This window comes from Candidatus Amarolinea aalborgensis, from assembly GCF_900491745.1.
In the GTDB taxonomy this organism is placed as follows: domain Bacteria; phylum Chloroflexota; class Anaerolineae; order SSC4; family Amarolineaceae; genus Amarolinea; species Amarolinea aalborgensis.
The window spans coordinates 1-15,403 of sequence record NZ_UETR01000002.1 but is presented as its reverse complement, the minus strand read 5'-3'; the positions used below and the strand labels follow the sequence as shown (position 1 = coordinate 15,403).

The window sequence follows — 15,403 nt, the reverse complement described above, 5'->3', positions numbered from 1 at the left end:
GGAAACACGTATGGGAACACTGAATCCAAACATCCTCGCGCCGGAGACCAGCAAGGCGCTCAACGCGGCCAGGGCGCTGCGTCAGCGCTTCAACAAGACGGTGCTGACGCCCGAAATGCTGCTTTACCTGTTCATCACCAATCCGGACTTCGACGCCAACCGTGTGTTGCAGAAATTGGCGGCCGAGCGCGGTTTCAAGTTGGACGACATGGCGCGCACTGTGCAGACGATGGCCGAGATGCGCGACGGCGCCAACGCCAATCTGGACTTCATGGGCGACGACGGCCGACCGGCCGCGCTTTCGGACGAGATGATCGTGGTGCTGGACGAGGCCCGCGCGATTGCCCAGGCTGCGGGTGAAATCTACGTCGGCTCGGCCCATGCCCTGGCGGCTATGAGCCAGAAGGGCGTTTCCACCGCGGCCATGCTGCAGCGCTACGGCGTGACGCCGGCCGCCATGACCAGCCTGTTGGCCGACACGGCCGTGGCCAAACGCCTGACCAGCCCCGACTGGGTGGCGCAGGCCAAGGCCGGCGAGCTGGCGCCGGTGTTCTACCGCGAGGATTTGCTACGCGATATGTTGAGCCTGCTGGCATTGGCCGAAAATCGTCATGTCATCCTGGTGGGACCGGCTGGCGTGGGCAAACGGTCGTTGGTGCAGAGCCTGGCGCTGCTCATGGCCGAAGGCAAAGGCCCGCGCGATCTGAAGTCCGTCATCACGATTGCAGAAACAGCCCTGCTGGACGACGCGGCCAAATCGGTGCAGGCGGCCGCAAAACAGGCCAGCGGCGGCATCCTCTTTCTGCCCAGCGCGCAGCGTTTTCTAGGCAATTCGCTGGATGCCGAGTTCCCCAAGGCCACCACGGCTGTGCGGCGCGCTTTCTTGGACGGCGGCGCCGTGGTCGTTGCCAGCGTCACCGACGCGGACTACACCGCGCGCATCGCCAACGACGCGCTGATCACCGAACGCAGCCACGTGCTGCGCGTGCCCGAAGCGACTGTGGCGGACACAACCACCATCCTGGGTTTGCACAAACCCGCGCTGGAGCGTGAGTACGGCATCACCGTCAACGACAAGGCCCTGGGCCGTGCGGCAACCTTAGCCAAGCGCTACCTGGGTCAGAACCCGCTTCCGGCGGCGGCGGTGCAGCTCATGCACCGCGCGGCGGCGGTCGTGCGCATGGGCAGTCAGCCGCACCTGGCCTTTCGGCCGCAGCCAAGCCCAGGCCATGCTGACGATTCGACGCTGGATGAAGAGGACGTGCTGGTAGCCACCAGCCTGATGAGCGGCGTGCCTGTGGCGAAACTGGGCGCGGACGACCGCGCGCGCTTCGCCAACATGGTAGAATTTTTGCACCAGCGCATCATCGGCCAGGAAGAGGCGGTGTTGGCGCTTAGTCGTGCAGTCAAGACGGCGCGCGTCGGGCTGAAGGACCCCAGCCGGCCCATTGGCTCGTTCCTCTTTCTTGGCCCCACCGGCGTAGGCAAGACCGAGCTGGCCAAGGCGCTGGCGGAGTTCCTGTTCGATGATGAGAATGCGATGGTGGTGCTGGACATGAGCGAATACCAGCAGGAACATACCGTCAACCGCCTGATCGGCGCGCCGCCTGGCTACGTCGGTTACGAGAGTGGCGGCCAGTTGACCGACCGCGTGCGCCAGCGTCCCTACACCGTCGTGCTGTTGGACGAGGTGGAGAAGGCGCATCCGCGCGTGCTCGATGTGCTGCTGCAGGTCATGGAAGAAGGACGGCTGACCGACGGCCAGGGTCGTCTGACCTCGTTTGCGGATGCGGTGATCATCATGACCAGCAACCTGGGCGCCGAGTTCCTGGAACAGACCATGCTCAGCGAAGAGACGCGTGAATTGGTCATGCTCAAGGTCAAGCAGTTCTTCCGGCCGGAGTTCCTCAACCGTCTGGATGAAATCATCATGTTCCTGCCGCTGACGCAGGCCGAACTGCGCAAGATCCTCGTGCTGATGATCAAGAAGGAAAACAAGCTGCTGGCCGAGCGCGGCCTGACCCTGGAATTGACCGATGCGGCCATCACCTGGCTGTTGGCGCAGAATGATCACCCCGAGTGGGGCGCGCGTCCGCTGCGCCGCATCATCCGCAAGTTCGTGCGGGAGCCGCTCGCCGATTATCTGCTGACGCAGGAACCGCCCGCGGGCACGGTGCTGCGCCTGGACGCCGGAGAAACAGGCTTGGTATTTGCGCCGGGCGCTTGAGCCTGGAGAGGAACACGATCATGCGCGGCTTCGACCGGACTTGCGCGCTCAAGCTCTCAGGGGGTCTGCGGCTGCCGTCTGGCCTCGAAACGGCGCATCGGGGCCAACGGTGAGCGTGAGGCGCGGCGTGCAGCTCAAACGGCTCGTTTTCCAGTTGGCCTCATCGCTGGCGTATGGATGGCTGGCGCCGCTGTATGAGGCGGTGGCGCAGCTCTTTTCGAACGGCCAGTGGCACACCTGGCGTCGGCAGGCCATCGTGGCGCTGCGCGCGCGGACTGCCCTAACTGGCATCCAACCGCGACTCCTCGAAGTTGGCTGCGGCACAGGCGCGCTGCTGGCTGAGGCGTCCGCCGCAGGCAGGGCGGTCATCGGCCTCGATCGCTCTGCGCCTATGCTGCGTGCGGCCGTGCAACGGCTGCGCCGCGGTGGACTGACCTCGGTGCTCCTCGTGCAGGGCACGGCGCAGGCCATTCCGCTGCCTGCGTGCAGCGTGGACTGCATCATCCTGACCTTTCCCACAGCGTACGTTTTTGATCTGCGCACCTGGCAGGAGTTTGGTCGCGTGCTGGCGCCGGGCGGATGGGTCATCTGGGTGGATGGAGGGGAAATTGACCACCCCGGTCTGATTGCGCGCCTGCTGCAGGCCCTGCTTTCGCCCGACCTGGCCGCGCAGCGTCTGATGCGGGCGATGCCGGCCCAGGTGCGCGGCCTGGGCTTCGCGGCCAGTTGGCAAACACGCGAGCTGCCGTCTGGCCGCGTCTCGATCCTTACGGCGCAGATAGGCGCGCACGAACAAGAAGGCCCGCCGTCACTGATTGACGGCGGGCCTTGATCTTATCTAGGCCGGTTCTTCATCGCCAGGAGAATCAACGGGGTCGGGCGGCGAAGGCGCGGCCGGTTCGGGTAACGGCGGCGCCGCGGGCGGCGTGGGCGGCGCGGTCGTCACGATGGCTGCGGTCCTATCCTGCGGGTGAATGACGGCTGTGCTGGGCGCGGCTGGCGTCTCCCCGGCCGCGGGCAGCGGAGGCAACGTCAGATCAGCCGCGGGCAGCGTGCGGCTGCCCAGCCTGGTGAAGCCGCGCACGAGCAGGAAGATGCCGAGCGCCACGAGCAGCACCGGCCACCACTGCGCCACGAACAACTGCGGGCCGCCGGTTGCGCTGCTGAAAACGAAGGTGAAGAGGCCGAAGGCGATCAGCGCGGTCGCCGGCACCAGCGCCCACCAGACCTCGCGCTTGAGCGGACCAAGCAGGTAGACGAACAGGAACACCACCCCCATGCCGATGAACAGCGTGGCGCTCAGCACGTTGGGCCGCACCTGAAGGGTGCTCAGCGCAGTCGTTGCGCTGACGAGTAGAAGCACGCCGCCGGGAATGACAGCCCACCAGCGGCGGCGATCGAGCAGAAAAATCACAGCAAAAGCCAGCGCGACGCCGAAGAACAGAATGGCGCCGAGCATTTCGCCCGCCAGTTTGGCCTGCGTGGTCAGAAAAATGATCACGCCGGTCGTCAGCAGGGTGAAGGCGGGAATGATCGGCCACCAGCGAACGACATCACGCACGAAAAGAATCAGAAAGGCAATCCCGCCGACCCCAAAGAGACTGGCCAGGATGTACTGCCAGACGGGAGCATAGGGGTCGAGCTTTCCGGAATTGACAAGCAGCAAGAAAACGCCGGCCACCAAGATGCCGCCGCCCCACAAAAGCGTGTTGCGCTTGGCCGCGCCGTCGCTAGGTGTGGTCGTCATAGGCTAACGCTCCCGGCTGGGAGATAATCCATTGCGCAAGAGAACACCCACGCCGACCAGAATCAGCACCAACGGCCATAAGCGCCCGATCCACGCCATCTGTTCCACAGCGCCGGCCAGGAGGAAAAGGCCGATGATCGCCAGAACGCCAGCCGGAATGAGCGCCCACCAAAACTGCTGATGGAGGTTGCGCAGCGCGCCTTGCAGGTAGACGAGGCCAAACGTAGCGGCCAGGCCCAACAGCATCGCTGCCCCGCCGGCGTCACCCGATATCAACACGAGCGCCAGGCTGGCCATGACGCCGCCAGGGATGATAGCCCACCAGTTGACAGCCGGTTGGCTGAGATAGACCACCAGGAAGGCCGCCGCAATGGCGCCGAATAAAACAGACGGCAACCACTCACCTTCCAAACCGGCGCCGCTGAGCAAGACGAGCGCGCCGACGCCAACCAGGGTCAGGCCTGGTATGATGGGCCACCAATGCTGCCGGTTTCCCAGGTAGAGGGCGACGAAGACCAGGCCGCCGACCACAAAAAAGAGGCCCCACACCGTCGGGCCGAGGTCGCCGAAGATGTCGAAGTTGACCAGGAGGAGGAAGAAACCACCAAGCAGCAACAGCCCGCCCAGAATGAGATTTGTGCGCTGATTAACCACGATCAAACTCCTTCCCTTAGAGTGCTTTCCTTGCCGATTGGGCGCCGGCAGGTTACAAAACAACAAGCCACGGGTTCGTCAGACAAATTTCAGACATGAGGGGGATCAACGGGGCGATCGGGGCGCTGAGGCGACGCTGACGGGGTTGTGCGGGGAGTCTGGCGCCCGGCCTGCCACGAGGTGATGGTTTGCCAGGCAAAGAGCAGCAGCAGCGCGCTCCAGGCGCCAATTTCCCACCAGGAGCGGCTGGTGCTGGCCAGGCCGGCTGCGAACAATGTCATGCCCAGGTTGAAGGGGGTCTGGAACAGGGGCGTACGCAGGGCTGCGGTCAAACGCTGGTGATTGACGCCAGCCCACCAATCGGCGTAGCTCAGAGCCGCCAGGACCACAGCCAGGCCCAAGATCCAGAGTGCGTTTTTCGCCACGCCAACCCAGTCAATCAGGTTCATGATCCCTCACCTGTTGCCTAATACGCAGGACACGCGTCCAGGTTGCACCATGTTTGGGGAAATGCCGGCGAAGCCATCCGCATCAACCAAGACCGTTGTCACCAATGCGCTGCGCCGTGCAGGTCTGCTCATACGTCAAATTCAGTTCCACGGGCACACTGACCCCGCCCTGCAACCAGAGCGGCAGGGTAGGCAAAGTGCGTCCCAAGGCCAGGGTCTCAGGCCAAATGTCAAGATGAGACTCGCCTCGCACCTGCGAAGCCCGGTAAGCAATGGCGTACAGATCGCTGCCCAACGGAGGCAGACTCGTTGCCAGTTTGCGCAGGAGATCGTTGTGCAAATTGGCGCTGCGCCCGGTTACGATATCAACCATGATCAAGCTGATGCCTTGCCGCAGATAGGTCTCGCATTTGGCCGCGAAGGCAGCGCGATGTGCGGGACGGTCTTTGTTGGCCGGGCTAATCAATTCGATGGCTGCGGTCAGCATAGGACCACCAGCGTCGGTAAAAATCTCCACTTCCACGATGTCCGAGGTCAACGTGAAAGGCACAGAGAGGGCTGGCGCAGGCGCTGTCCATGCCATCGTTGGCCCTGGTGATTGCGTTTCTGTGAACGGCTCCTGGAATGTGGCGACATCAATTTCGATGCCAAACTGCACATTCGGTTCAGCAAAGTAGCCGGGCGGCAGGCGCTGGTTTAGGTCAGCGGCAATGTACGTCGCCCACGCGTTGTGAAATGCGTGCCAGTGGCGATGCGCACTCAGCGGAGGATGGAAGTGATCCCGAAGCGACATGCTGGCTCTCCTTGCGAAGGGTTCGACATAGCCCCACACGCAAATTGTAACATGCGTTCGAAAACGAGTCAATCTGCAAAATCACCTGACCAGGCGATCCCAGCCCTGACGTCGAGCTGGCGCATGGCGCGGAGAATACAAAACGGCCGGTGGAATCCTTGTGGACAAGGATGCCTCCCGGCCGTGTTTTGATCGCGGCGGCGCGCGCCGTTAGCCGCGCCCACAGGCTTCGCTAGATGAGAAGCACACCGGTGATGAGCAAAGCAAAAAAGGTCGGCACGGCAAAAACGAAGGTGTAGAGCCGCGTGTCGAACTTCAGGTGCATGTAATACATGACGACCAGGGCCAGTTTGGCAAAGGCAAACGTCAACAGGATGACCACCTGCCCGCCTTTGGGAATGGGCAGGAAGGTGACTCCAATCTCCATAAACGTCAGCGCCGCCAGCGCCAGGTAGACGGCAACATAGTTGGGCTTGGCATGTTCTTCATGAACCACAGCCGAGAGCTGAGATGCGTTTTCATTCATGATGTTGTTTTCTCCCATGCCTCAGATCAGGTAAACGATCACAAACAGGATGATCCACACGATGTCCACGAAGTGCCAGTAGAGGCCGAAGATCTCCAGGCTCATATTATAGGTGGCGCTGAAACGGCCTCGAAACGCCTGCACAATGATCCCCACCAACCACAGCAGCCCGATGAAAACGTGCGTGCCATGAAACCCGGTCAAGGTGAAGAAAATCGTGCCGAACATGTTGCTGTTGATGGTCAAGCCCTCTTCGAAGAGTTTGAAATACTCGATCATCTGCACACTGAGAAACGTGCCGCCAAACAACAAGGAGACCAGCAGCCACAAGCGCAGTTTGGCTTGATCGTTGCGCTGGGCCGCGGCCAGGGCCAACACCACCGTCATGCTGCTGGTGAGCAGAACGAAGGTATTGAACGCCGTCAACGGAATGTTCAACACATGATTGGCATCTGCTGGGCCGCGCAGCCGATACATCAGGAAGGCGGCGATCAGTGCGCTGAAGAACATCACTTCAGACGCCAAAAAAATCCACATTCCCAGCTTGGGGGTATTGACGGGCAGTAGGCTTTCGGGCGACCTCTGAGCGGGCGCGGTCGAGGCTTGGGCCATGCGATTGACTCCTTGAAAGAAACTGGTCTCGGTTTGGGTACGGGTCAGGGCACGCGCTGAAAATTGTCACCAATGACGTAGAGCTAATAATAATCAGATTTGCCCCTCTTGTCAAAACACCGAGTACACTTTGTTACTATTCGCACTTATCACCAGTTTTTGACAAGGCGCGACCTGTATGTTAGCATGTGTTGCCCGTACCAATGACGTACACCAGAACGAACGATTCGAGTGACCCGTGAAATCATTTTTTGTGAATAATCTCACAGTCTTGGGAGTAGCCATCCAATGAGCACGAGCTACCGCTTACGTGCAGCCTATCTGTACTTTGCCCATCCAACGCCGATCTTGCCTGACCAATGGTCGCGCAACGTCTTGGGAAGTCTGTATCCTGAGTTAGACCTGGATGCAGTACGCATCGTGGGCCGCACGGTGGGCGCCCTGCCCACTCAGGCCCAGGTTGATGCAGGCATGGAAGAAGCAGGTTATGGAAAGCCGGCGTATGAGTGGAACCGGCGATCCATCACTGATTCAACGGGAAAGCCGGTCATCCTGGTTGAAGTATATGAGGCGCCGGTGCCGGTTGCTGCGCCGGTTGACATGACCGACACGCGCACGCCGCCATTCACGCGGCGTGATCTGATTGCTGGCGCGCTCGCCGGTGTGGGCGGCGGCCTGGCCATGGGCCTGCTGGCGATGCTCGTTGCCCTGTTCGACCGTTCAGGCGCCATGAGCGTCTGGGCGCCGCTCAATCAGATTGCCAGCGCGATTCTTGGCCCCAGCGTCGTCGGACCACAGTTCAACTTCATGACCGCCCTGGTCGGCTCCGTTTTCCACTTTGGACTCTCAGCCGTTCTCGGCATGGCCTTTGCGGTGGTCTATCACGCCATCCTGCGCTTGCCGCGTGGCCTGGGCGCGCCGGTGGCCGCGGGCGCGATCTACGGCTTGATCGTCTACTTCCTGGCTGATCTGCTCTTGCCCGTGCTGGCCCCGGCGATGGCTTTTGCCGCCAAACCGGGCTTCATAGCGGGACACATGGTCTTTGGTCTCATCATCGGCATCGTGTACTCCCGCTTGCGCCCTAATTTCTCCAGCTTGCTGGTGGTCATCGCTTCGATGATCTTTATGGGCGCCGGTGTGGTGGTCACCTCGCTCAATCTCTTCATGCCGGTCGAAGCCTCTGTCCAGTCACGGGCGGTTGACTCTCTCTTCAATCTTATGCTCGGCATCGCCACGGTCATCTTCCTTATCGTGCAAGCCGGCCTGCTGTATGCCGTGCTCCAGTTCCGCCGCAAACCGGGGGACAATGAAGATGGGCCGCCCATTCACGGTAACAATACGCTCGAAGTGATCTGGACGGCTGTGCCCGCCGTCATCGTTATCATCATCGGCTTCTTGAGCTATCAGACCTTCGTTGGCGAGCGCGCTTTTGCCAAGACCGACATGGTGGTTGAAGTAACCGGCCAGCAGTTCTTTTGGACATTCTACTACCCAGAACAGGACATCACCGTCCAGAATGAACTGGTGGTGCCCGTGGATCAACCAGTGCAATATCGTCTCAAAGCCAAGGATGTGCTGCACGCCTTCTGGGTGCCCAATTTCCGCATCAAACGCGACGCCATGCCCGATCGGGTGACTGATACGCGCGCCACAGCTTCCGCGATCGGTGAGTATCCGATCGTGTGCGCGGAGTTATGCGGCGCCGGCCACGCGCAGATGCGCGGCAAAATCAGCGTGGTCTCGGCGGCCGACTTCGACGCTTGGGTTCAACAGCAGAAGAACAAGACGGTTGACACCAACGATCCGATCGCCTATGGCCGCAGCCTCTTCCAGAAAAATGGCTGCACCGCTTGTCACACGCTGACCGATGCCGGCGGCGCCGGGCAGATCGGACCTAACCTCAACCAAATCGGATCGGTCGCGGCCACCCGTGTGGCCGGCGAGACGGCCGAAGAATACATCAGGACATCCATTATCAAGCCGAACGCTTATATCGTGCCGCAGTGCCCTGCAGGCGCGTGTCCGGCGAATGTGATGCCACAGACCTTCGGCAGTTCGCTTTCTGAAGCGGAGCTGACGGCGCTGGTTACTTATCTGTCGAATCAGAAGTAAGCGAGGAGATCAACAAGATGGCACACGCACCTGCTTTACCGCAGAGTGGGCATGGCGCCGACCATGCTGAACACCATGAAGGCTTTGTGATGCACGGGGCCTGGAAGTGGTGGCACTACTTGACATTCAACACCGATCATAAGGTGATCGGTATTCAGTATATCACTGTCACGTTCTTGTTTTTCTTGCTGGGCGGCATCCTGGCGTTGATGGTGCGCACCGAGCTGGCGCAGCCGGGTCAAATCTATTCGGGCACCGAATACAACCGGTTGTTCACCATGCACGCCACGATCATGATCTTCTTGTGGGTGATCCCGGTATTGGCCGGCTTCGCCAACTATATCGTGCCTTTGCAGGTCGGCGCTGATGACATGGCTTTCCCCAAACTCAACGCGGTCAGCTTCTGGCTGCTTGTCATTGGCGGTCTGCTGCTCTGCTCGTCCTTCCTCGTGGGCGCGCCCGAAGCCGGTTGGACGTCGTATCCGCCCCTCTCCCTCTTGGGCAGCGACGGCCAGACGATTTGGGCCATTTCCATCATCATTCTGGGCTTCTCATCCATCTTCGGCGCGGTCAATTTCTTGACCACCGTCGTGCGTATGCGTACGCCGGGCATGGGCTGGTTCGAGCTGCCGCTCTTCACCTGGGGCATCATCGCCACCTCGATCATTCAGATTCTGGGCACGCCCGTCATCGCCAGCGCGTTGTTCTTGTTAGCCATCGAGCGCATCTTCCACGCCAACTTCTTCAACGTCGCGCAGGGCGGCGATCCCCTGATGTGGCAGCACCTGTTCTGGTTCTATTCGCACCCGGCCGTCTACGTGATGGTGCTGCCGGCCATGGGCATCGTCTCCGATGTGCTGCCGGTTTTCAGCCGGAAGCCGATCTTCGGCTACAAAGCCATCGCCTTCTCCAGTCTGGCCATCTGCTTTTTGGGCTTCACCGTCTGGGCGCACCACATGTTCACCAGCGGTATGAACCCCTGGATGACGGTGCCCTTCATGATCACCTCGATGATCATTGCCGTCCCCACCGGCGTCAAGATCTTCGGCTGGCTAGGCACCATTTGGCAAGGCAAGCTGCGTTTCACCAGCGCCATGATGTTCGCCCTGGGCTTCATCTCCCTGTTCGTCTTAGGCGGCATCAGCGGGGTCATCCTGGCCTCGGTGCCCGTGGACATCCATGTGCACGACACCTACTTCGTGGTCGCACATCTGCACTATGTGCTATTCGGCGGCAGCGTCACCGCGATCTACGCTGGCATCTATTACTGGTTCCCTAAGATCACCGGTCGCAAGCTGAATGAGTCTTGGGGCAAACTTCATTTCTGGCTGCACTTCATCGGCTTTCACACGACCTTCCTGGTCATGCACGTTTCCGGTTTGATGGGCATGCCGCGCCGCGTGGCAGATTATGATCCGCAGTTCGCTACCTTGAACCTGATTTCGACCATCGGCTCGTTCCTGTTGGGCGCCTCGACGCTGCCCTTCCTCTGGAATGTGTTGATCAGCCTCCGCAAGGGCGAGGTGGCCGGCGATAATCCGTGGGATGCCAAGACCTTGGAATGGCAGACCTCGTCGCCGCCGTCTATCTTCAACTGGGACGAAACTCATCAGCCGCACGTTGGCGGCGGCCCGTACGATTATGGTCGCCACGTGCTGACCGGCGGAGCCGCGGGCACAGCTGCCGCGCACGGCGCAGACTAAAGCATCACGTAACTGCTCAGGCATCCGGCGACTTGCAGCCACCGAATGGATTCAGGCCGCAGCGGCGCCGCCTGAGCAGCTACGCCATCGCTTGCATGGCTACCGGCTGATGTTTGCGCAGCACAGCGTCAGGGCCTTTGTGTTTCTTGTCACAAAACCCCCTGCGTAGTACAATGACACAAGATGAACGATGAATGGCGAACGCGAACTTGAATTCACGTTCATCATTCATCGTTTGTATTCTGGGGGTCTCACGTGCCAATTCGTTTGATCATCGCCGAGACCGGTCACATGCGCTGGTTTCGTCAACTGTCGCTGTGGACTGCGGTTCTCGCCTGGGTTGTAATTGTGCTGGGCGGCTTGGTGCGCGCCACCGGTTCCACACTGGGTTGTCGCACCTGGCCGCTGTGCAACGGAGGCCTGGCGTTCACCATCGCGCCAGGCGGTTTGACCGATTTGTGGCATCGCCTGGCCGCGATGATCCTCGGGCTGGCGCTGTTGCTGCTCCTGCGTATCACGCTGACCAACCGCGAGCACTTGCATCGGCTCTCCCCCCGCTTGCTAACTATCACCACGGCCACGGTCCTCATCCAGGCGCTGGTTGGCGTTCTTTTGACAGCTTCGCCCACCCCAACGTTGTGGGCCTGGATTCATACCGGTCTGGCCACGCTCAGCCTCGGCCTGCTTACTGCCAGCACGCTGCTGGCCTGGCCGCGCACGCGCAACCGCGGCGCCATCCTGGCGCGCATTGTGCAGACGCAGGAGGAGTATGGCGGCTTTAGCGCGTGGCTGACCCTGGCCACCGTGGCTGCGTTCATCCTGGTGCTGACCGGCGCCGCCGTCGCGCAGAGTCAGGCGGCCAGCGCGTGCCCGGCCTTCCCGCACTGCGGACCCAGTCAGGCTCCCGCTGCCTTGCAGTTCATCCAGATGCTGCACCGCGGCGCGGTTTTTGCCACGCTGATCGCTTTTCTGTGGCTCTCCTGGCGCTATGTCGGCATCTTGGGCCGGGCAAGCATGAGTGCACGACGCTGGAATCGCGCCATGCTGCTCCTCTTCGCGGCGCAAATCGGTTTGGGCGTGGCAAATGCGTTTTTCATCATTCCCGTGTGGGTCAACGTGGCGCACCTGGCCCTGGCAACGGCGGTTTGGGCTGGCTTCGTCGTTCTCTACACCCTTTATCACGAGGGCGCACACGCTCAGGTCCTCGCTGGCGCAGAGGACCAGGCCGCAAGCCCCCGCCGCGACACCGTCGGCTCCATCCTGTTTGCCTATTTCTGGTTAGCCAAGCCGTACATCACCGTCCTCTTGCTCATCACGACCCTGGCCGCCATCCTGGTGGCAACGGCCGGCCGCCCGCCGTGGGGCTTGACACTGTGGGCGCTGTTGGGCGGCGCACTTTCGGCCTCATCCGCCAACACCATCAACGCGTACATTGAACGCGACAAGGACAAAATTATGCCGCGCACGCGGCGCCGCCCTCTGGCCACCGCGCGCATCGCGCCAATCAACGCGCTGATCTATGGCCTGGCGCTCGGCGTACTCTCCGTGGTCGTTTTCCTGGTTTATGTCAATGTCTTGAGCGCCGTTCTCTCGACCATCGCGTTGGTCTACTATGTCGTCGTCTACACCCTGTGGCTCAAGCCGCGCACCCCGTACAACATCGTCATCGGGGGCGCGGCCGGCGCGTTTCCGCCCATGATCGGCTGGACGGCCATCACCGGGCAGATTGACCCGCTGGCCATCATCCTCTTCGCCGTCGTTTTCTGCTGGACGCCGCCGCACACCTGGGCGCTGACACTCCTGGCGCAGCGTGACTACACGATGGTCAACATTCCGATGTGGCCGGTCGTCCATGGGGAGGAAGACACCCGCAAGCAAATCGTCGCCTACACGTGGCCGATGCTGGTTGTCACCATTCTGCCTGCGGTGGCGCGTCTACTTGGCCCGATTTACCTGGTGGCCGCGGTCGTGCTGGGCGGGATTTTCCTGTACCTGGCGCTGCGCCTGCGCCAGGCGCGCACGAACGCCTCAGCCCTGAGTCTCTACAAGTATTCAACGCTGTACCTGGCCCTGTTGTTTGCGGCGATGGTGGTGGATCGGGTAGTTTAGGCGCGGCTTGGCGATTGCAGGTCATAGCAATGGCGACGAACTCCACTGCCTGGACGAATTGGGAGACAAACATGCAGCAGCGAACACGGAGAATGGTGGGCTGGATCAGCGCGCTGGCGGTCGGCCTGGGCCTGCTGGCGGCCTGCGGGAGCGCAAGCCAGGCCCTGCCGGTTTACTGGAATGCGCCCAACTTCACCCTGACTGACCAGGACGGGCAGCGCGTCAGCACCGGCGATTTGGCCGGCCGCGTATGGCTGGTCAATTTCATCTACACCACCTGCCCAGACGTGTGCCCCACAGAACTGATGCCGAAGATGCGCAAGGTGCAGGAGTTGGTCAAAGCTGACGCCAGCCTGGCGGGCAAAGTGCAGCTCGTTTCGATCAGTGTGGACCCGGCCAACGACACCCCGCCCGTGCTCAAGGCCTATGGTCAGCTCTTCGATGCGGACCCGGCCATGTGGCGGTTTTTGGTGGGCACAGAACAGGAAACGGTGGATCTCCTCCAAACCGGATTCAAAGTGGGCCTGGCGCAGCGTCACAGCCACGAGCCTGGCAGCGACGCGTCCAGTGACATCAATCACTCCACGCGTTTTGCGCTCGTGGACGCCCAGGGCCGCGTACGCGGCACGCCGCTGTCGAGTGACGAGACGGCTGAGCAATTCGTTGAAGACATGCGCAACCTGGTCAACGAGGAAAGCGGACGCAAATGAACGCTGGCTGCGCTCGCAGAGGCTGAAGAAATCAAGAAAATCAGCGTTTCTCTGCGTGCCTCTGCGTCCCGCAAAAGAATTGGACGCAGATACACGCTGGCTGCGCTCGCAGAGGCTGAAGAAATCAAGAAAATCAGCGTTTCTCTGCGTGCATCTGCGTCCCATCCCAGCGTTGGACGCAGATATACGCTGGCTGCGCTCGCAGATGATGAGAACATCAAATAAATCAGCGTTTTTCTGCGTGCATCTGCGTCCCATGCAAGCGTTGGACGCAGAGGATGCAGGTGGTCTGGATTATGCCAAGATAGGTGAGATATGCGTGAGTATCAGCAAAAGACGAGACCTGGCGCTGAACTGCAGCCAACCAGGCAAGCGCACAAATCGAGGCGCGCAGGATTGATGGGCGCGCTGGTGGCGTTGACCTTGCTGGCATTGAATGCGTGCGGCGGCCGCGCCACGCCGGCAAGCGATCTGCGCATCGAGCTGCGCGCCGCGGACACCATTCACACCGGCGCGGCGACGCTGACCATTCACGTGACCAACGCGGCCGGCCAGCCCATGGAAGATGCCGCAGTGACCGTTGAGGGCAACATGACTCATGCGGGCATGGCGCCTGTCCTGGCAACTGGCCAGGGTGGAGCAGACGGCCTGTACAGCGTGCCGTTCGACTGGACGATGGCCGGCGATTGGGTGGTGACTGTCAAAGTAACGCTGCCCGATGGACGCCAGGCGCAGGCCGATTTCCCAGTGGGCGTGACCGAGCCATGAGCCAGCCACGGCGCGCGGCCGCCGCGTGGGACCAGCCATGACCAAAATGCAGATGTCGTCGTCTTTATTGCCGCGTCGTCGCGCCCGGACTGCGGATCTGCTGCATTGGCCGCTGTTGGGCCGCTTTCTGCGCTGGCGCCACAGCCGGACGGCCGCGCAGATCGTTTTGCTGATCCTGGCCGCGCTGATGGTCTTCGACGGGCTGACCGGCCCCTCGCTGGCGCCCAAAAACCTGGCCACGGTGGTGGGTTGGATTCACTACCGCGGCTTCCTGGTGCTGGGTCTGCTGGTGGTTGGCAACCTGTTCTGCTTCGCCTGCCCTTTCATGCTGCCGCGGCGGCTGGGCAAATGGCTGCAAAACCGCGCCCTCGCGGGCGGCCGGCCGCTGCCGCGGGCGCTGCGCAGCAAATGGCTGGCGCTGGCGCTGCTCGTCCTCTTCTTCTTTGCCTATGAGCGCTGGGACCTCTGGGCCAGTCCCTGGCTGACCGCCTGGCTGATCCTGGCCTACTTTGCCGTGGCCTTCGTGGTTGACACCGTGTTCCAGGGCGCCGCGTTCTGCAAGTACGTTTGTCCAGTCGGCCAGTTCAACTTCTTCGGCTCGCTCGTCAGCCCCAGTGAAATCAAGGTGCGCGACGCAGCCGTCTGCGTCACGTGTACGACGAAGGACTGCATCCGGGGGCGACCGCTGGGAGGAAAGGCGGAGGTGATTGCTCAGGTGACTGCTCAGCCTGCGACCATCAGGCCAGCGATTGAAATCGCGCCTGAAGGGCGTACCGCCAGGCGCCGGTCGGCGGGGCCGGCGCCTGAAGTCGCTGCAACCATGGCCAAGCCTGCCTTCGCAGGCTATCGGTTGGCGGGGCGGCCAGCGATTGAAATCGCGCCTGAAGGGCGTACCGCCGGGCGCCCACCTGCGTGGGCGCGGCGCCGGTCGGCGGGGCCGGCGACTGAAGTCGCTGCAACCATGGCCAAGCCTGCCTTCGCAGGCTATCGGTT

At 61.7% G+C, this 15,403-nt stretch carries 13 protein-coding genes and 1 pseudogene; 8 read left to right on the top strand and 6 right to left on the bottom strand.

Annotation, left to right across the window (positions count from 1 at the left end):
* Window positions 1-10: 10 nt before the first annotated feature.
* A complete protein-coding gene (locus tag ACPQ6D_RS02835) occupies window positions 11-2,227 on the top strand; it encodes an AAA family ATPase (protein WP_423222780.1) in 2,217 nt (738 codons plus the stop codon).
* 127 nt (window positions 2,228-2,354) lie between these two features.
* Window positions 2,355-3,059 (top strand): class I SAM-dependent methyltransferase, encoded by a 705-nt coding sequence (locus ACPQ6D_RS02830; protein WP_423222779.1) that lies wholly within the window; start codon window positions 2,355-2,357, stop codon window positions 3,057-3,059.
* 6 nt (window positions 3,060-3,065) lie between these two features.
* Here ACPQ6D_RS02830 and ACPQ6D_RS02825 read toward each other — a convergent pair whose 3' ends face one another.
* From ACPQ6D_RS02825 to ACPQ6D_RS02800, 6 genes are all read right to left on the bottom strand, one after another.
* The gene (locus ACPQ6D_RS02825) at window positions 3,066-3,974 is read right to left on the bottom strand and encodes a hypothetical protein (RefSeq protein ID WP_423222778.1); all 909 of its coding nucleotides are present in this window, start codon (window positions 3,972-3,974) and stop codon (window positions 3,066-3,068) included.
* Window positions 3,975-3,977: 3 nt separating this feature from the next.
* Window positions 3,978-4,628, bottom strand: a complete 651-nt coding sequence (locus ACPQ6D_RS02820) for a hypothetical protein (protein WP_423222777.1) — start codon at window positions 4,626-4,628, stop codon at window positions 3,978-3,980.
* An 89-nt stretch (window positions 4,629-4,717) separates the two neighbouring features.
* Window positions 4,718-5,077, bottom strand: coding sequence for a hypothetical protein (locus ACPQ6D_RS02815; RefSeq protein WP_423222776.1), 360 nt, complete (start codon window positions 5,075-5,077; stop codon window positions 4,718-4,720).
* 82 nt (window positions 5,078-5,159) lie between these two features.
* Window positions 5,160-5,870 (bottom strand): DUF4058 family protein, encoded by a 711-nt coding sequence (locus tag ACPQ6D_RS02810; RefSeq protein ID WP_423222775.1) that lies wholly within the window; start codon window positions 5,868-5,870, stop codon window positions 5,160-5,162.
* Between the two features lie 232 nt (window positions 5,871-6,102).
* A complete protein-coding gene (locus ACPQ6D_RS02805) occupies window positions 6,103-6,396 on the bottom strand; it encodes a cytochrome C oxidase subunit IV family protein (protein WP_423222774.1) in 294 nt (97 codons plus the stop codon).
* 21 nt (window positions 6,397-6,417) lie between these two features.
* Window positions 6,418-7,008, bottom strand: coding sequence for a cytochrome c oxidase subunit 3 (locus ACPQ6D_RS02800; protein ID WP_423222773.1), 591 nt, complete (start codon window positions 7,006-7,008; stop codon window positions 6,418-6,420).
* Between the two features lie 288 nt (window positions 7,009-7,296).
* Here ACPQ6D_RS02800 and coxB point away from each other — a divergent pair, with 288 nt between their 5' ends.
* The 6 genes and pseudogenes from coxB to ACPQ6D_RS02770 form a co-directional block, all read left to right on the top strand.
* Window positions 7,297-9,120, top strand: a complete 1,824-nt coding sequence (gene coxB, locus ACPQ6D_RS02795) for a cytochrome c oxidase subunit II (protein WP_423222772.1) — start codon at window positions 7,297-7,299, stop codon at window positions 9,118-9,120.
* Between the two features lie 89 nt (window positions 9,121-9,209).
* Window positions 9,210-10,823, top strand: a complete 1,614-nt coding sequence (gene ctaD / locus ACPQ6D_RS02790; RefSeq protein ID WP_423223151.1) for a cytochrome c oxidase subunit I — start codon at window positions 9,210-9,212, stop codon at window positions 10,821-10,823.
* Between the two features lie 255 nt (window positions 10,824-11,078).
* Window positions 11,079-12,932 carry a heme o synthase gene (locus ACPQ6D_RS02785; RefSeq protein WP_423222771.1) on the top strand — a complete coding sequence of 618 codons (1,854 nt, stop codon included), beginning with the start codon at window positions 11,079-11,081 and terminating at the stop codon, window positions 12,930-12,932.
* 71 nt (window positions 12,933-13,003) lie between these two features.
* Window positions 13,004-13,642, top strand: a complete 639-nt coding sequence (locus ACPQ6D_RS02780) for an SCO family protein (RefSeq protein WP_423222770.1) — start codon at window positions 13,004-13,006, stop codon at window positions 13,640-13,642.
* A gap of 315 nt (window positions 13,643-13,957) precedes the next feature.
* Window positions 13,958-14,410: a FixH family protein gene (locus tag ACPQ6D_RS02775; protein ID WP_423222769.1), complete on the top strand. Its 453-nt coding sequence runs from the start codon at window positions 13,958-13,960 to the stop codon at window positions 14,408-14,410.
* 37 nt (window positions 14,411-14,447) lie between these two features.
* Window positions 14,448-15,403, top strand: a pseudogene (locus ACPQ6D_RS02770) (hypothetical protein); the annotation flags it as partial.